At 57.8% G+C, this 15,530-nt stretch carries 12 protein-coding genes; 4 read left to right on the top strand and 8 right to left on the bottom strand.

Annotated features, from left to right (window positions below):
• Nucleotides 1-177: 177 nt before the first annotated feature.
• The 3 genes from betA to betI all read right to left on the bottom strand — a co-directional run bounded on the left by betA (nucleotide 178) and on the right by betI (nucleotide 4,182).
• A complete protein-coding gene (gene betA, locus TU84_RS24960) occupies nucleotides 178-1,881 on the bottom strand; it encodes a choline dehydrogenase (RefSeq protein ID WP_048373952.1) in 1,704 nt (567 codons plus the stop codon).
• A 124-nt stretch (nucleotides 1,882-2,005) separates the two neighbouring features.
• Nucleotides 2,006-3,478 carry a betaine-aldehyde dehydrogenase gene (gene betB, locus TU84_RS24965; RefSeq protein WP_048373953.1) on the bottom strand — a complete coding sequence of 491 codons (1,473 nt, stop codon included), beginning with the start codon at nucleotides 3,476-3,478 and terminating at the stop codon, nucleotides 2,006-2,008.
• 110 nt (nucleotides 3,479-3,588) lie between these two features.
• Nucleotides 3,589-4,182 (bottom strand): transcriptional regulator BetI, encoded by a 594-nt coding sequence (gene betI, locus TU84_RS24970; RefSeq protein ID WP_048373954.1) that lies wholly within the window; start codon nucleotides 4,180-4,182, stop codon nucleotides 3,589-3,591.
• 403 nt (nucleotides 4,183-4,585) lie between these two features.
• On the opposite strand from betI, the gene betT reads away from it, so the two are divergent.
• Nucleotides 4,586-6,580 (top strand): choline BCCT transporter BetT, encoded by a 1,995-nt coding sequence (gene betT, locus TU84_RS24975; protein ID WP_048373956.1) that lies wholly within the window; start codon nucleotides 4,586-4,588, stop codon nucleotides 6,578-6,580.
• A gap of 94 nt (nucleotides 6,581-6,674) precedes the next feature.
• Here betT and choV read toward each other — a convergent pair whose 3' ends face one another.
• From choV to TU84_RS24990, 3 genes are all read right to left on the bottom strand, one after another.
• On the bottom strand, nucleotides 6,675-7,853 hold the full coding sequence (gene choV / locus TU84_RS24980) for a choline ABC transporter ATP-binding protein (protein WP_048373959.1): 1,179 nt from the start codon (nucleotides 7,851-7,853) through the stop codon (nucleotides 6,675-6,677).
• Nucleotides 7,850-8,695 (bottom strand): choline ABC transporter permease subunit, encoded by an 846-nt coding sequence (gene choW / locus TU84_RS24985; RefSeq protein WP_048373962.1) that lies wholly within the window; start codon nucleotides 8,693-8,695, stop codon nucleotides 7,850-7,852. Before choW ends, choV begins: the two co-directional genes overlap by 4 nt.
• A gap of 68 nt (nucleotides 8,696-8,763) precedes the next feature.
• The gene (locus TU84_RS24990) at nucleotides 8,764-9,711 is read right to left on the bottom strand and encodes a choline ABC transporter substrate-binding protein (protein ID WP_048373964.1); all 948 of its coding nucleotides are present in this window, start codon (nucleotides 9,709-9,711) and stop codon (nucleotides 8,764-8,766) included.
• A gap of 332 nt (nucleotides 9,712-10,043) precedes the next feature.
• Between TU84_RS24990 and TU84_RS24995 the strand changes: the two genes are divergently transcribed.
• Nucleotides 10,044-11,420 (top strand): L-serine ammonia-lyase, encoded by a 1,377-nt coding sequence (locus tag TU84_RS24995; RefSeq protein WP_048373966.1) that lies wholly within the window; start codon nucleotides 10,044-10,046, stop codon nucleotides 11,418-11,420.
• A gap of 57 nt (nucleotides 11,421-11,477) precedes the next feature.
• Here the strand turns inward: TU84_RS24995 and TU84_RS25000 are convergent, their stop codons facing one another.
• Complete coding sequence (locus TU84_RS25000; protein WP_048373968.1) at nucleotides 11,478-11,825, bottom strand: DUF6124 family protein; 348 nt, start codon at nucleotides 11,823-11,825, stop codon at nucleotides 11,478-11,480.
• Between the two features lie 511 nt (nucleotides 11,826-12,336).
• Here TU84_RS25000 and TU84_RS25330 point away from each other — a divergent pair.
• Nucleotides 12,337-13,335, top strand: a complete 999-nt coding sequence (locus TU84_RS25330; RefSeq protein WP_053225315.1) for an RHS repeat-associated core domain-containing protein — start codon at nucleotides 12,337-12,339, stop codon at nucleotides 13,333-13,335.
• A 158-nt stretch (nucleotides 13,336-13,493) separates the two neighbouring features.
• The gene (locus TU84_RS25335; protein ID WP_053225316.1) at nucleotides 13,494-14,585 is read left to right on the top strand and encodes an RHS repeat-associated core domain-containing protein; all 1,092 of its coding nucleotides are present in this window, start codon (nucleotides 13,494-13,496) and stop codon (nucleotides 14,583-14,585) included.
• A 62-nt stretch (nucleotides 14,586-14,647) separates the two neighbouring features.
• Here the strand turns inward: TU84_RS25335 and TU84_RS25015 are convergent, their stop codons facing one another.
• Nucleotides 14,648-14,995 carry a DUF6124 family protein gene (locus tag TU84_RS25015; RefSeq protein WP_048373969.1) on the bottom strand — a complete coding sequence of 116 codons (348 nt, stop codon included), beginning with the start codon at nucleotides 14,993-14,995 and terminating at the stop codon, nucleotides 14,648-14,650.
• Nucleotides 14,996-15,530 lie beyond the last annotated feature (535 nt).

The following is a 15,530-nucleotide window of genomic DNA, read 5'->3' on the forward strand; positions in this document are numbered from 1 at the left end:
CAGAAGCCGATTATGGCTTCCTAGAATAGGCCTTATACATAGATGCAGCCGGGTGTCAGTGGGCAAAAGCGGGTTGACAGTGGGGGGCGAGTCCATACATAGGAGCGAGCTTGTCTCGCGATCTTTTAAACGATCAAAAGATCGCGAGGCAAGCTCGCTCCTACAGTTATTGCGGTGTTACTGCGCGGTACGGCTCACTTCACGCAGAGGCTTGCCACGCACCGGGGCATCGCCTGCGACGTAGTAGTCGGCGGTGCTGCGCGGCAATGGCTGGCGGCCACGGATCTTGTCGGCGATTTTCTCGGCGATCATGATCGTCGGCGCGTTCAGGTTACCGGTGGTGATCAACGGCATGATCGAGGCATCGACCACACGCAGGCCTTGCAGGCCATGCACGCGACCTTCGCCGTCAACCACGGCCATCTCGTCGGTGCCCATTTTGCACGAGCAGGACGGGTGGAAGGCCGTTTCGGCGTGTTCACGGATAAACGTGTCCAGCTCTTCGTCGGTCTGCTTGTCGATGCCCGGGCTGATTTCGCGGCCACGGTAAGCGTCCAGTGCCGGCTGCTGCATGATTTCACGGGTCAGGCGGATGCCGTCGCGGAACTCTTGCCAGTCTTGCTCGGTGGACATGTAGTTGAACAGGATGCTCGGGTATTCACGCGGGTCGCGGGACTTCACGTTGACCCGGCCACGGCTCGGCGAGCGCATGGAGCCCATGTGCGCCTGGAAGCCGTGCTCTTTCACACCGTTGCTGCCGTTGTAGTTAATCGCTACCGGCAAGAAGTGGTACTGAATGTTCGGCCAGTCGAAATGCTCGCGGGTGCGGATAAAACCACCGGCTTCGAACTGGTTGCTGGCGCCAATGCCTTTGCCTGCGAACAGCCACTCGGCACCGATGGCCGGCTGGTTCCACCACAGCAGCGACGGGTACAGCGACACCGGCTGAGTGCACGCATATTGCAGGTACAGCTCAAGGTGGTCTTGCAGGTTCTGGCCAACACCCGGCAGGTCATGCACCACCGGGATGTCGAGGCTGTTGAGCAGTTCGGCCGGGCCTACACCCGAGCGTTGCAGCACAGTCGGCGAACCGATGGCGCCGCTGCACAGCAGGACTTCTTTGCGCGCCTTGGCTTCAATGCGCACGTGGTTGTCGCCGGTCATGTAATGCACGCCGACCGCACGCTTGCCTTCAAAGATAATCTTGTCGGTCAGGGCGTGGGTGACGATGGTCAGCGTCGGGCGCTGTTTGGCGATGTCCAGATAACCTCGAGCGGTGCTGGCGCGACGGCCGTTCGGCGTCACGGTACGGTCCATCGGGCCGAAGCCTTCTTGCTGGTAGCCGTTCAAGTCTTCGGTGCGCGGGTAACCGGCTTGCACGCCTGCTTCAACCATGGCGTGGAACAGCACGTTGTTACCGGCTTTAGGCGTGGTCACGCTGACCGGGCCATCGCCACCGTGGTAATCGTTGGGGCCGATGTCGCGGGTTTCTGCCTTGCGGAAATACGGCAGGCAGTCCAGGTACGACCAGTCTTCCAGGCCAGGGTTTTTTGCCCAGCCGTCGTAGTCCATCGCGTTACCACGGATGTAGCACATGCCGTTGATCAGCGACGAACCGCCCAGGCCCTTGCCACGGCCACATTCCATGCGGCGGCCGTCCATGTGTGGTTCCGGGTCGGTTTCAAATGCCCAGTTGTAGCGACGGCCTTGCAGCGGGAACGCCAGCGCGGCAGGCATTTGGGTACGGAAGTCGAAACGGTAGTCCGGGCCGCCTGCTTCAAGCAGCAGCACGGTGACGCCTTGGTCTTCAGTCAGACGGGTCGCCAGGGTGTTACCGGCAGAGCCGGCACCAATGATGATGTAGTCGAATTCTTGGGACATAAAATGCACCCTCTTTGAAGTTGTGGCACAAACCGTGGGAGCGGGCTTGCTCGCGATTCATGCGACGCGGTCTGTCAGGCAGACCGCAGCGATTCCATCGCGGGCAAGCCCGCTCCCACAGGGCTTAGAACACCGAAACGTAGTCGCCCAGCTCTACCTGTACCGATTTGATTTGGGTGTACTGAGCCAGCGAGCTGATGCCGTTTTCACGGCCAATGCCCGATTGCTTGTAACCGCCCACCGGCATTTTTGCGTCGGACTCGCCCCACGCGTTGATCCAGCAAATGCCCGCTTCCAGCTGATGAATCACGCGGTGCGCGCGGTTCAGGTCTTTGGTGACGATACCGGCGGCCAGGCCGAACTCGGTGTCGTTGGCGCGGCGGATCACTTCTTCTTCGGTGTCGTACGTCAGGATGCTCATCACCGGGCCAAAGATTTCTTCTTTGACGATGGTCATCTCGTCGGTGCAGTCAGTGAACACGGTCGGGGCCACGAAGGCGCCTTTGCCCAGTGCGCCTTCGGTCAGACGTTCGCCGCCGCACAGCACGCGGGCACCTTCTTCTTTACCCTTGGCAATGTAGCCCAGCACGCTTTCCATGTGAGCAAAGCTGACCAGCGGGCCGAAGTTGGTGTTTTCGTCTTCCGGGTTGCCGATGCGGATGCGCGCAACGCGCTCCAGAATCTTGGCTTCGAAAGCGGCTTTGAGTGCGGTTGGCACGAACACGCGGGTGCCGTTGGTGCACACCTGGCCCGAGCTGTAGAAGTTGGCCATCATCGCGGTGTCAGCCGCGCGGTCCAGGTCAGCGTCGTCAAAAATGATCAGTGGCGACTTGCCGCCCAGTTCCATGGTCACTTCCTTCAAGGAAGAGCTGGTGGCGCTGGAGGTGACTTTTTTGCCGGTGTCGGTGCCGCCGGTGAACGAGATTTTCTCGATGCGCGGGTGCTCGGTCAGCCAGGTGCCGACTTCACGGCCGCTGCCGGTCAGAACGTTGAACACGCCGTCTGGCAGGCCCGCTTCGGTGAAGATCTCAGCCAGCTTCAGGGTGGTCAGCGAGGTGACTTCGCTTGGCTTGAAGATCATCGCGTTACCGGCCGCCAGGGCGGGTGCGGATTTCCACAGGGCGATCTGGATCGGGTAGTTCCAGGCGCCAATACCGGCCACAACGCCCAGCGGCTCGCGGCGGGTGTAAACGAAAGAGGTGGTGCGCAGCGGGATCTGCTCGCCTTCGATGGCGGGCGCCAGGCCTGCGTAGTATTCCAGCACGTCGGCGCCGGTGACGATGTCAACGTAACGGGTTTCGGAGTACGACTTGCCGGTGTCCAGGGTTTCCAGAGCCGCCAGTTCATCGTTGCGCTCGCGCAGGATCTCAACGGCGCGACGCAGAATGCGCGAACGCTCCATGGAGGTCATGGCGGCCCAGATTTTCTGGCCTTTTTCAGCACTGACAACAGCGCGCTCGACGTCTTCCTTGGTCGCACGTTGCACTTGTGCGAGGACTTCGCCGTTAGCCGGGTTGATGGCATCGAAAGTAGCGTCGCTACCGGCGTCGGTGTAGCCGCCGTCGATGTAGAGTTTTTGCAATTCGAAACGGGCCATAAAATCCTCGCAAGTGCAGACAAGTGGTGGGCGTTAATCGTCAATCGGGTGCCATCTAACTGTGGCACCGCAGATTCACGACAGTTCAGGGGTTAAGCGTTAATTGAGGCCTAACTCACCTGTTTCGCCAGTTGTAGATCCATGTATTCGTAGCAGATGCGTTGTGCCTGTTCGGTGTCGAAAGCGTCACCCGACAGAGCACCCCGCAACCATAGACCATCGATGAGCGCTGCCAGGCCCCGTGCGGCGTTGCGGGCTTGAGCCTGCGGCAACACGCGACGAAATTGGCAGCACAGATTGGAGTACAAGCGGTGATCGTTGATCCGCTGCAATCTGTGCAACGACGGTTGGTGCATGCTGGCTGCCCAAAAGGCCAACCAGGTTTTCATCGCCGGGCCACTGACCTGGCTCGCGTCAAAGTTGCCTTCAACGATCACCTTCAAGTGCGCCCTTGGGCTGTCATCGTCGAGTGCTTGGCGGCGCTCGGCGACGTTATCGATCAAAACGTTCATCAGATACCGCATGGTGGCGGCGATCAGACCGTTCTTGTCCTTGAAGTAGTGACTGATGATGCCGTTTGAAACGCCCGCCAAACGGGCGATTAGCGCAATGCTGGCATCTGCCATCCCGACCTGATCGACCGCCGTCAACGTGGCTTCGATCAACTGCTGGCGGCGTATGGGTTGCATACCGACCTTGGGCATTGTGTGCATCTCCTTGGGGCCGGCGCGCAGCGCATGACAATCACTGAACGACGGCCAGTCTATTTTGTTTTGATTGAACGTTCAATCAACAAAGAATAAGATCTGCGACAATTCGTCGCGTGCTGTGGTGCTTTTCCTACAACAAGTGCCGAAAACGACACGGTAAATACCGCCGGATCCCCTGCGTTTGTAGGAGCGAGCTTGCCTCGCGATCTTTTCAACGGATCAAAAGATCGCGAGCAAGCTCGCTCCTACAGAAGCAGGCCCTGCTCAGGGACAGGCAGGGTCCGGTTTTTTTAGCGGTGTCTTTATATCACTCGACCGTTGGTCGCTATGTAACCGATTGGTCGAGTGGTGCGTTGCCTTTAGTCCTTGTGTCGCACTTGCCTGGAGCACCCGTGCAATGAGTTCTGCCTCTCTTATAAAGACCCCGCCACAAAAGGTGACGGTCAATGGTTGGGTGTTTTACACCTCTACCGCCTTGATACTGTTGTTGACTGCCATCTTGATCGCCTTCCCTGAAGAAGCCGGGCACATTCTGGGCGTTGCCCAAGAGTGGCTGTCGCGCAGCTTCGGCTGGTACTACATGGTGGTGATTGCCGCCTATCTGATTTTTGTCGTGGGCCTGGCGTTCTCGTCCTACGGCAAACTGAAACTGGGCACCAAGCAAGACAAGCCCGACTTCAGTTACGGCGCGTGGGCCGGGATGCTGTTCTCGTCGGGTATCGGCATTTCCTTGCTGTACTTCGGCGCGTCCGAGCCGCTGGACCACTTTTTCAACCCGCCTGAGGGCGTGTCGGCCAGCCATGAAGCGGCGCGTCAGGCGTTGCAACTGACCTTCCTGCACTGGGGCCTGCACGGCTGGGCGATCTACGCACTGGTGGGGTTGGCCGTGGCGTACTTTGCTTACCGCCACAACCAGCCGCTGGCGCTGCGTTCGGCGCTGTACCCGCTGATGGGCGAGCGTTGGGTCAAAGGCGCGGCGGGCCACGCGGTCGACGGCTTCGGCATGTTCGTGACCCTGCTGGGTCTGGTGACCAACCTGGGCATTGGCTCGATGCAAGTGTCGTCGGGGCTGGAAAACCTGTTCGGCATGGCGCACAGCAACACCAACCTGCTGATCGTGATCATCGTGATGAGCACCGTGGCCACCATCGCGGCGGTCTCGGGTGTTGAAAACGGCATTCGTCGGCTGTCCAACCTGAACATCATCCTGTTCAGCGGCCTGCTGATTTTCGTGCTGCTGTTTGGCCCTACCTTGCACCTGCTCAATGGCTTTGTGCAGAACGTGGGCGATTACCTCAACGGCATCATCATGAAAACCTTCGACCTGTACGTGTACGAAGGCGACAGCAAAAAAACCGAGGGCTGGTTGGGCCTGTGGACCCTGTTCTACTGGGCCTGGTGGATTTCCTGGGCGCCATTTGTGGGCATGTTCATCGCGCGTATTTCCCGTGGTCGTACCGTGCGTGAACTGGTAGCCGGTGTGCTGTTGATTCCGCTGGGCTTCACCCTGGCGTGGCTGTCGATTTTCGGTAACTCGGCATTGGACCTGGTGGTGAACCAGGGGGCGGTAGAGCTGGGCAAAACCGCCCTTGAACAACCGTCGATGGCGATTTACCAACTGCTTGAGCATTACCCCGCGTCGAAAATCGTGATTGGTGTGTCGATTTTTGTTGGCTTCGTGCTGTTCCTGACCCCGGCGGATTCGGGCGCAGTGATGATGGCCAACCTGTCGTGCAAAGGTGGCGATGTAGACGAAGACGCGCCGCACTGGCTGCGCATTTTCTGGTCGGTGGTGATCACCCTGGTGACCATTGGTTTGTTGTTTGCCGGTAACTTTGCGGCCATGCAAACCATGGTGGTGCTGGCGGGCCTGCCGTTCTCGGTGGTGCTGGTGCTGTTTATGTTTGGCCTGCACAAAGCCATGCGCCAGGACACCCTGGTGGAACAAGAGCAAGCGGAACTGGCGGCCCGTGGTCGTCGTGGTTTCAGCGAGCGTTTGACCACCCAGGACCTGCAACCGACCCAAGCGGTGGTGCAGCGCTTTATGGACAGGCACGTGACCCCGGCACTGGAAGAAGCGGCGGCGCAATTGCGTGCTCAAGGTCTGCAAGTGCAAACCCTGTTGGGCGCCGCCAAGCGCTGCATGGGCGTGCGGGTAGACATGGAAGAAGGCAACCCGTTTGTCTACGAAGTGAGCCTGGACGGCTACCTGGCCGCGCCGAGCGACTCCGGACAAGACGAAGTGCGCAGCCGTTACTACCGGGCCGAGGTGTACCTGCACAACGGCAACCAGGAATACGACTTGATGGGCTTCACTGACGAGCAAATCTGCCGCGACGTACTCGACCAGTTTGAAAGCCATCGCCAGTTCCTTGGGCGCGTTTACAGCTAAGAGCCCATCACTCCTGTAGGAGCGAGCTTGTCTCGCGATCTTTTAAAAGATCAAAAGATCGCGAGGCAAGCTCGCTCCTACAAGGGGTTAATAATTAACCCAGATTCTTACCCAGCAAGGCGTGGTACAACTCGGTATCGCCCAGTATCCCCACCACTTTCTGATTGTCGTGCAGCACCAGTTTGTTACCGGTCTGGTAGCGAATTTGCAGCGCATCGCGCATGCCGATATTAGAGTCCACCAGTGTCGGCCTGCGGCCCAGGCTGTCGACCGATTGCCCGCTTTTCCATTGCTGTAAATCCACCACGCCCGCGCCATTGCGCACGCCTTTGATGGTGTTACCTTCGTGCAGGTCGATCCACGAATCATCCCCCGGATCAATGCACACCGAGCCGTTGATGCGTTTGCAGTTGTCCAGCGTGCGCATCAGGCTGCGCCCGCACAACACGTTCAGCGGGTTGGTGTGCGCGACAAACGTGCGCACGTAATCATCGGCCGGGTTGAGCACGATTTCTTCCGGCTTGCTGTACTGGATGATCTTGCCGTCTTTCATGATCGCGATGCGGCTGCCCAGTTTGAGCGCCTCATCCAGGTCGTGGCTGACAAACACGATGGTCTTGCTGAGCTTGCGTTGCAGTTCCAGCAACTCGTCTTGCAGGCCCTGACGAATCAGCGGGTCAAGTGCCGAGAACGGTTCGTCCATCAGCAGAATATCGGCGTCCATCGCCAGCGCCCGCGCCAGGCCAACACGCTGCTGCATGCCGCCGCTCAATTCGTCGGGCTTTTTATTGCGCCATTGGCTCAGGCCCACCAGCTCCAGCTTTTCATCCACCAGCGCCTTGCGTTCTTTTTCAGGGCGGCCCTGCATTTCCAGGCCAAAGCTGATGTTCTCGCGCACCGTCAGCCAGGGCATCAGGGCGAACTTTTGAAAGACCATGGCAATGCGCTTGGTGCGCATCATTTTCAGCTCGGCGGGGGTACACGAGGCGATGTCGATTTGCTTGCCTTCGTGCTCCACAAACAACTGGCCACGGCTCACCGTGTTGAGACCGTTGATACAGCGCAGCAAGCTGGATTTGCCCGAACCGGACAAGCCCATGAGCACGCAGATTTCACCTTTGTCGATGTCCAGGCTGGCCTTTTCAACGCCGACAATCTGCCCGGTTTTTTTCAGGATCTGATCCCGCGAAAGGCCCTCATCCAGCAGCCTCAGCGCCTCACGCGGTTTTTTGGCGAAGATCACGTCAACCTTGTCGAAGCGAATAATACTCATGCGTCAGCTCCTTTTTTGGCGTCCGGCTGTTTGCAGATCCGGTCGAGCATGATCGCCAGCAACACAATCGCCAGCCCGGCTTCAAAGCCCAGCGCGATGTCAGCCGTGTTCAGGGCGTTGACCACCGGTTTACCCAGGCCGTCAGCGCCCACCAGCGCGGCGATTACTACCATCGACAGCGACAGCATGATGCACTGGGTCACCCCGGCCGCGATGCTCGGCATGGCGTGGGGCAGTTCGATACGGGTGAGCAACTGGCGGCGCGAACAGCCAAACGCCTTACCGGCATCCAGCAGTTCATGGGGCACGTCACGAATACCCAGGTAGGTGAGGCGGATCGGCGCGGCAATCGCAAACACCACGGTCGAAATCAGCCCCGGCACCACGCCCAGGCCAAACAGGGTCAGGGTAGGGATGAGGTACACAAACGTCGGCACGGTTTGCATCAAGTCCAGCACCGGGCGCATGCACGTATACACCGCCGGTTTATGCGCGGCGACAATGCCCAGCGGCACACCGATGATCACGCACACAAAGGTGGCAAACACCACCTGCGCCAGGGTTTCCATAGTCTCTTGCCAATACCCCAGGTTGAGGATCAGCAAAAACGACAACGCAACAAAGACCGTAAGCCCCCACTTGCGTTGAATCAGGTGGGCAAACAACGCGATCAACCCGATAAACGCCAGCGGGTTGAACCAGGTCAGCGCAAACGTCACGCCATGGATCATGGCTTCGAGTGTGGTCGCAATGGCATCGAAGATATTGGCGCCATGTTTGGTCAGCCAGTCGACGAAGTCGGCGATGTACTCGCCCAACGGGATTTTGTGATCTATCAGCATGGTATGAACGTCCGCATGCAAGTGGAGTGAAAACGGAGCCAGCGCGGCAAGCCGCCTGGCGTCCGCGATTACTTCGCGAGGCTGGCCTTGACCGCCTCAAGCCCCGGCTTGCCATCAACCGTGGTCACGCCCGCGAGCCAGGTGTCGAGCACCTGCGGGTTCTGTTTAAGCCAGGCTTTGGCAGCCACATCCGGCTTGATCTTTTCGTCCAGCACCTTGCCCATCAGCGTGCTTTCCATGTCGAGGGTGAACACCAGGTTTTTCAGCAACTGGCCAACGTTGCTGCATTCCTGTGTGTAGCCTTTGCGGGTGTTGGTGTAGATGGTGGCCTGGCCGAAGTTGGGGCCAAAAAAATCATCGCCACCGGTGAGGTACTTCATCTTGAAGCGGGTGTTCATGGGGTGCGGTTCCCAGCCCAAAAACACCACGTCGGTGCCGCGCCGTTGAGCGCGTTCGACTTGCGACAACATCCCGGCTTCGCTCGACTCAACCACCTTGAAGCCTGCGTCCTTGAGGCCAAATGCGTTCTTGTCGATCATGCTTTGAATCGTGCGGTTGCCGTCGTTGCCCGGCTCGATCCCGTAGATCTTGCCGTCCAGTTCTTTCTTGAATTTAGGCAGGTCAGCGAAGTCTTTAAGGCCCTTGTCATACAGCGCCTGCGGTACGGCGAGGGTGTACTTGGCGTTTTCCAGATTGGCGCGCACCGTTTCAACGGTGCCCGCATCGCGGTAAGCCTTGATGTCGTTTTCCATGGTGGGCATCCAGTTGCCCAAAAAGACGTCCATGTTTTTGCCATCGGCCAGGGACTTGTACGTCACCGGCACCGAAATCATGGTGGTTTTGGTTTTGTAGCCCAGTGCATCCAGTACTGCGCTGGTGACCGCCGTGGTGACCGTGATATCGGTCCAGCCCACGTCCGAAAAATTAACCGTGCTGCACTGCGCAGGCTCGGCGGCCTGGGCGATGGCGGGCAGACTCAGTACGGCAGCCAACAGCAAAGGGTAGGAATGTTTCATGCAACGACTCCTGTGTGTCTGGGTGGCAGTTTTCGATCGAAAAGCCGCCCCCTCGGGTGATGCCGGTTGGCATCTGGCAATCGAGTCGAGACTGATCATGTAACAGCCAAAATCAAACGCCTACCGCCCGCGTCGCATCCAGTACAGGCAGGGTCGTATCTGATACCTGCGAGGTCGCATTTGGACGTTTCCTCCCAAAAAACCGCACTTTTCCCGCGTCTGATCCGCATAAAACGGCGACGGCGCTGGCAGACAATAGCGAGTCGTTGCTGGACGTTTTCAGGGGCTGGAAACCGACCATGATGCGAGCACTCATTACGAGGCTCGTCCCCATGGCTATCAGCGTGTTTGACCTGTTCAAGATCGGCATTGGCCCTTCCAGCTCCCACACCGTGGGGCCCATGCGGGCTGCTGCGCTGTTTGTGCAGGGGTTGCGCGAACGCGACCAACTGCAACAGGTGCGACGCATTGAGGTGCAGCTTTACGGTTCCCTGTCGGCCACCGGCATCGGGCATGGCAGCGACAACGCCGTGATCATGGGCCTGATGGGCGAGTGGCCAGACGCCATTGACCCGGCGCAGATTGCCCCGCGCATCGCAGAGCTGCACGACAGCCAGACCTTGCTGCTCGATGGCTATCTGCCCATCCCTTTTGTGTGGGCCAGCGACATGCGCCTGCTCGACGAAAACCTGCCGTTTCACCCCAACGCCATGACCCTGATCGCCGAAACCGCAAACGGCGAACTGCACCGCGACACCTATTACTCGGTGGGCGGCGGCTTTGTGGTGGATGCGGCGCAAGCGGCCAGCGGTGTCATGGACATGGACCGCACCGAATTGCCCTATGACTTTGGCAGCGCTGTGGAGCTGCTTGATTTGTGCCGCGAACATCACCTGAGCGTGGCCGCCTTAATGATGGCCAACGAACGCACCTGGCGCAGCGAAGATGAAATTCGCTGTGGCCTGATCAAGCTCTGGCGCGCCATGCAGGACTGCGTCGAGCATGGCTTGAAACACGAAGGCATCCTGCCCGGCGGTTTGAACGTACGTCGCCGCGCCGCCCGCTTGCACCGCAGCTTGCAGGAACTGGGCAAGCCCAACGTGATCGGCTCAACCTTGAGCGCCATGGAATGGGTCAACCTGTTCGCCCTGGCGGTCAACGAAGAAAACGCCGCAGGCGGGCGCATGGTCACAGCGCCTACCAACGGCGCGGCGGGCATCATCCCGGCGGTGTTGCACTACTTTATGAAGTTCAGCGACGAGGTCAGTGAAGCCAACGTCGTCGACTACTTATTAAGCGCGGCGGCGATTGGCATTTTGTGCAAAAAGAACGCCTCGATTTCGGGCGCCGAAGTGGGCTGTCAGGGCGAGGTCGGTTCGGCCTGCGCCATGGCCGCGGCCGGGCTGGCGCAAATCCTCGGGGCCAGCCCCGAGCAACTGTGCAACGCCGCTGAAATTGGTTTGGAACACAACTTGGGCCTTACATGCGACCCGGTGGGCGGGCTGGTGCAAGTGCCGTGCATCGAGCGCAACGCCATTGCGGCGGTCAAAGCCATCAACGCCGCGCAAATGGCCCTGCGCGGGGACGGTCAGCACTTTATTTCACTGGACCGGGTGATCCGCACCATGCGCGACACCGGCGCCGACATGCACGACAAATACAAAGAAACCTCACGCGGCGGCCTGGCCGTGAGTGCCGTGGAGTGTTGAGTGTGCCTTGCGATATTTTCAAATTGACGCGCCTGCTTGCACTCAGGCGCGTGCCGTTTAGTGCGTGACCAGACGGTCCAGCGATGTATCGACAAAGGTCTTGGCCAGCTCCGCCAAGTGCCCGATGGACAGCACCACATCGCGCTGATTGCCGCTCAAACCATTCCCCGCCTCACTCGCCGAAGCAACCATGCAGCGCAACAAGTCTGACGCCTGGACCAAAGCCGCTTCTAAATTGACGCTGCCGGGTATGGCATACATGGCCTGATCCATGTGCCGTGGAGGCTTATGGCTGTGCAGGTAGTAATCAAGAGCGCGATCGGCCGCCGCACGGTCCAGTAACTGTGACGTGCGCTCAACGGCATCGGGGGATGTGACAGGTGGATCGGGTGTCAGTTTTTTCATGGTTACAACTCCGAACTTAATTAAAGGAGCTGTACCTGTCGCTACTAAACGAAGGTGGCAGCCGCACGCAGGTTAGTAGACCGGTAAGTTCGGGACCCGGCGCGCCCGAAGGCGCCCTGCGCACGACCACCATAAAACGCAGGCCGTAAAAAAGCGCCTCGCGGAGGTGGCGCCTTGCGCCGAACTAAACTGGGCTACTAAACCCGACCGCTGTTTTTTGCAGCGATGGCCGAGACTATGCCCCGAATGGAGTGGGCGCAAGCGAACGGGATTTTCTCGGAAGTGTCCTTGGATTGAAAGCGAAACGTCGTACGAAACGGCTGATTTTCAAGGTTCCAACACGCGTGGTTGAGCCTGTAGGAGCGAGCTTGCCTCGCGATCTTTTAACGATCAAAAGATCGCGAGGCAAGCTCGCTCCTACAGGGCTGTACCTAGCAGATCTGCCAGTAGGCAGCCGCGCTGCGCCGGTGCAAGCTGAGGACTTGTACTTGTACACGGCGAGCGTACACACATGCCCACAGTCCTCTATACCTACGACCCACTGGATCGCTTGATCCAGACGGCGGGCATTCGGCGCTTTTACAACAGCTCGCGCATGACCACCGAAATCCAGGGCACAGCGCAGCGCAGTGTGTTTCAGGTGGGCGATCACGTGTTGGCCGAGGGCGGGGCGGGTGGCAGCAACCTGCTGGCCACCGACCTGCAACGCTCGGTGTTGCACACGGTTAACCCCGATAAAACCCAACCCATTGCTTACAGCGTGTATGGCCATCGCCCGGCTGAAAGCGGCCTGGCCAGTGTGCTGGGCTTTAATGGCGAACGGGCTGACCCGGTGACGGGGCATTATTTGTTGGGCAATGGCTACCGGGCGTTTAACCCGGTATTGATGCGTTTTAACAGCCCGGACAGTTGGAGCCCGTTTGGGAAAGGCGGGTTTAATAGTTATGCGTATGTGTTAGGCGATCCAATAAATAATGGAGATAAAACAGGGCATGTTATTAAAGCTTTTGTCACAGCATTAAAATCGTTTGATGACAGTATATTAGGGGGGGTTATAAGCGCTAGAGGGCGTGTGCAGGCGATCAGTTCTCCTGTGCTCGACACTTCAGAAAAGGTGATAAAAAAATCGCTTAAAGCCCCCGGCTACGCTCAGCGCGTGGACACGACGACGCCTTTTTTAAATCATCTCCCTCCAGAACTTTTATTCAAAGTTACATCGTATCTTCCTTCCTCGGATATGGTGAGCCTTGCGAGCACTTCATCCCATATGAACCATTTAATTCAAGGCGTTTCGGATGCGCGTTATGCGGCTCTCAAACAAGTAGTGGAACCTGGTCTGGATGCATCAACGGTCGCCCTACCCATTTCGGTAAGGTCTGGTCAAGTGGATGGAGTTCTTCCTTCTTCGGCACCTGCCTCTGGAATATCATCGTTTGGAGAAACAGTAATGGCTCGACTCAATGCTGTTAGGCAGGAATCCGGAAAAGTTAAATTTGTAAGCTCACTGTAGTCAGTGTGAATGGCGCGGATTCAGATTTTTACAGGTGTCGACGTGTGTCTTGGTCAGTTCTAATGCGCGAGAGTGGTTGAATTTAAAGTTGCTTAAATATTTACCAGTAGGTGGTCTTAGGTATTGAGTCAACTACCTTATACGGCGAGCGCACATCCATGCCCACAGTCATCTATGCCTACGACCCACTGGATCGTTTGATCCAGACGGCGGGCATTCGGCGCTTTTACAACGGCTCGCGCATGACCACCGAAATTGAGGGCACAGTGCAGCGCAGTGTGTTTCAGGTGGGCGATCACGTGTTGGCCGAGGGCGGGGCGGGTGGCAGCAACCTGCTGGCCACCGACCTGCAACGCTCGGTGTTGCACACGGTTAACCCCGATAAAACCCAACCCATGGCTTACAACGTGTATGGCCATCGCCCGGCTGAAAGCGGCGTGGCCAGTGTGCTGGGCTTTAATGGCGAACGGGCTGACCCGGTGACGGGGCATTATTTGTTGGGCAATGGCTATCGGGCGTTTAACCCGGTGTTGATGCGTTTTAACAGCCCGGACAGTTTTAGCCCGTTTGGGCGGGGCGGGATTAATAGTTATGGGTATGCGGGGGGCGATCCGGTTAATCGGATTGATCCCAGCGGGCATTTTTGGCGTGCGTTGAAAAATTGGTTGTTTAAGTCAGGTAGTAAAAGATTTCTCGCAGTACAGGCGGCTCCCGTAATTGCCAGACGTAACTCAATCGACCTGGAGAGCCAGTTAATGATGGATTTTAAAGTGTTAATGCCGAATATTTATGTGGGCCGAACAGTAGCCAGTGATCATAAATTCTCGAGGCTTGAGGTAGTGGGGCATGGTGGTTTTTATGAACACGGTGGTAAACAGGTAGGCGTTATTGCTTCTAGTGGCCAAGCGTTTACAGCAGAAGAGCTGGGTAAAGCGCTAGTGTCAAATGGGCTTATGAAGAAGGCCAAAGAGGTCAATTTAATAATGTGTCATTCTGCAGATGTGGCCAGCTATACGGGAAAATCTTTTGCTCAAGAACTCTCTGATTATTTGAATGTACCCGTAACGGGTTACAAGGGGGAGGTACAGCGCAGGCCTTCAAGTTACCTGTTGGATGTTGTTGATAGTACCGCAGCCGATCCAATGGCTCGCTATGTACGCGTGAGTTCAATGGTTTCAGATAGAGCAGCTCTTATCAGGCAAGGGTTATCCAGTGATTACTATAGGCCAGTAACTTTTACACCCGGATAAGCCCGATTTCAATGCAATACGCAGTGCTTTAACGCGCCTGCTTGCACTCAGGCGCGTGCCGCTTAGTGCGTGACCAGACGGTCCAGCGAGGTATCGACAAAGGTCTTGGCCAGCTCCGCCAAGTGCCCTATGGATAGCACCACATCGCGCTGATTGCCGCTCAAACCATTCCCCGCCTCACTCGCCGAAGCAACCATACAGCGCAACAAGTCTGACGCCTGGGCCAAAGCCGCTTCTAAATTGACGCTGCCGGGTATGGCATACATGGCCTGATCCATGTGCCGTGGAGGCTTATGGTTGTGCAGGTAGTAATCAAGAGCGCGATCGGCCGCCGCACGGTCCAGTAACTGTGACGTGCGCTCAACGGCATCGGGGGATGTGGCAGGTGGATCGGGTGTCAGTTTTTTCATGGTTACAGCTCCAACCTCGTTAAGGGAACTGACACCTGCCGCTACTAAACGAGTGGGTGGCAGCCGTACGCAGGTTAGTAGACCGGTGAGCTTGGAAACCGGCGCACCCTAAGGTGCCCTGCGCACGGCCACCATAAAGCTGCGGCCGAAAAAAGCCTCACTCAGGTGGCGCCTTGCGCCTTGCTCACAAACTGGGCTACTAAACCCGACCGCTGTTTTTTGCAGCGATGGCCGAGACTATGCCCCGAATGGAGTGGACGCAAGCGAACGGGATTTTCTCGGAAGTGTCCTTGGATTGAAAGCGAAACGTCGTACGAAACGGCTGATTTTCACGGTTCCAACACGCGTGGTTGAGCCTGTAGGAGCGAGCTTGCCTCGCGATCTTTTAACGATCAAAAGATCGCGAGGCAAGCTCGCTCCTATGTATGGACTCGCCCCCCACTGTCAACCCGCTTTTGCCCACTGACACCCGGCTGCATCTATGTATAAGGCCTATTCTAGGAAGCCATAATCGGCTTCTGGCCAACATTTTATG

It is taken from the genome of Pseudomonas helleri (assembly GCF_001043025.1).
GTDB classification, from domain to species: Bacteria; Pseudomonadota; Gammaproteobacteria; order Pseudomonadales; family Pseudomonadaceae; genus Aquipseudomonas; species Aquipseudomonas helleri.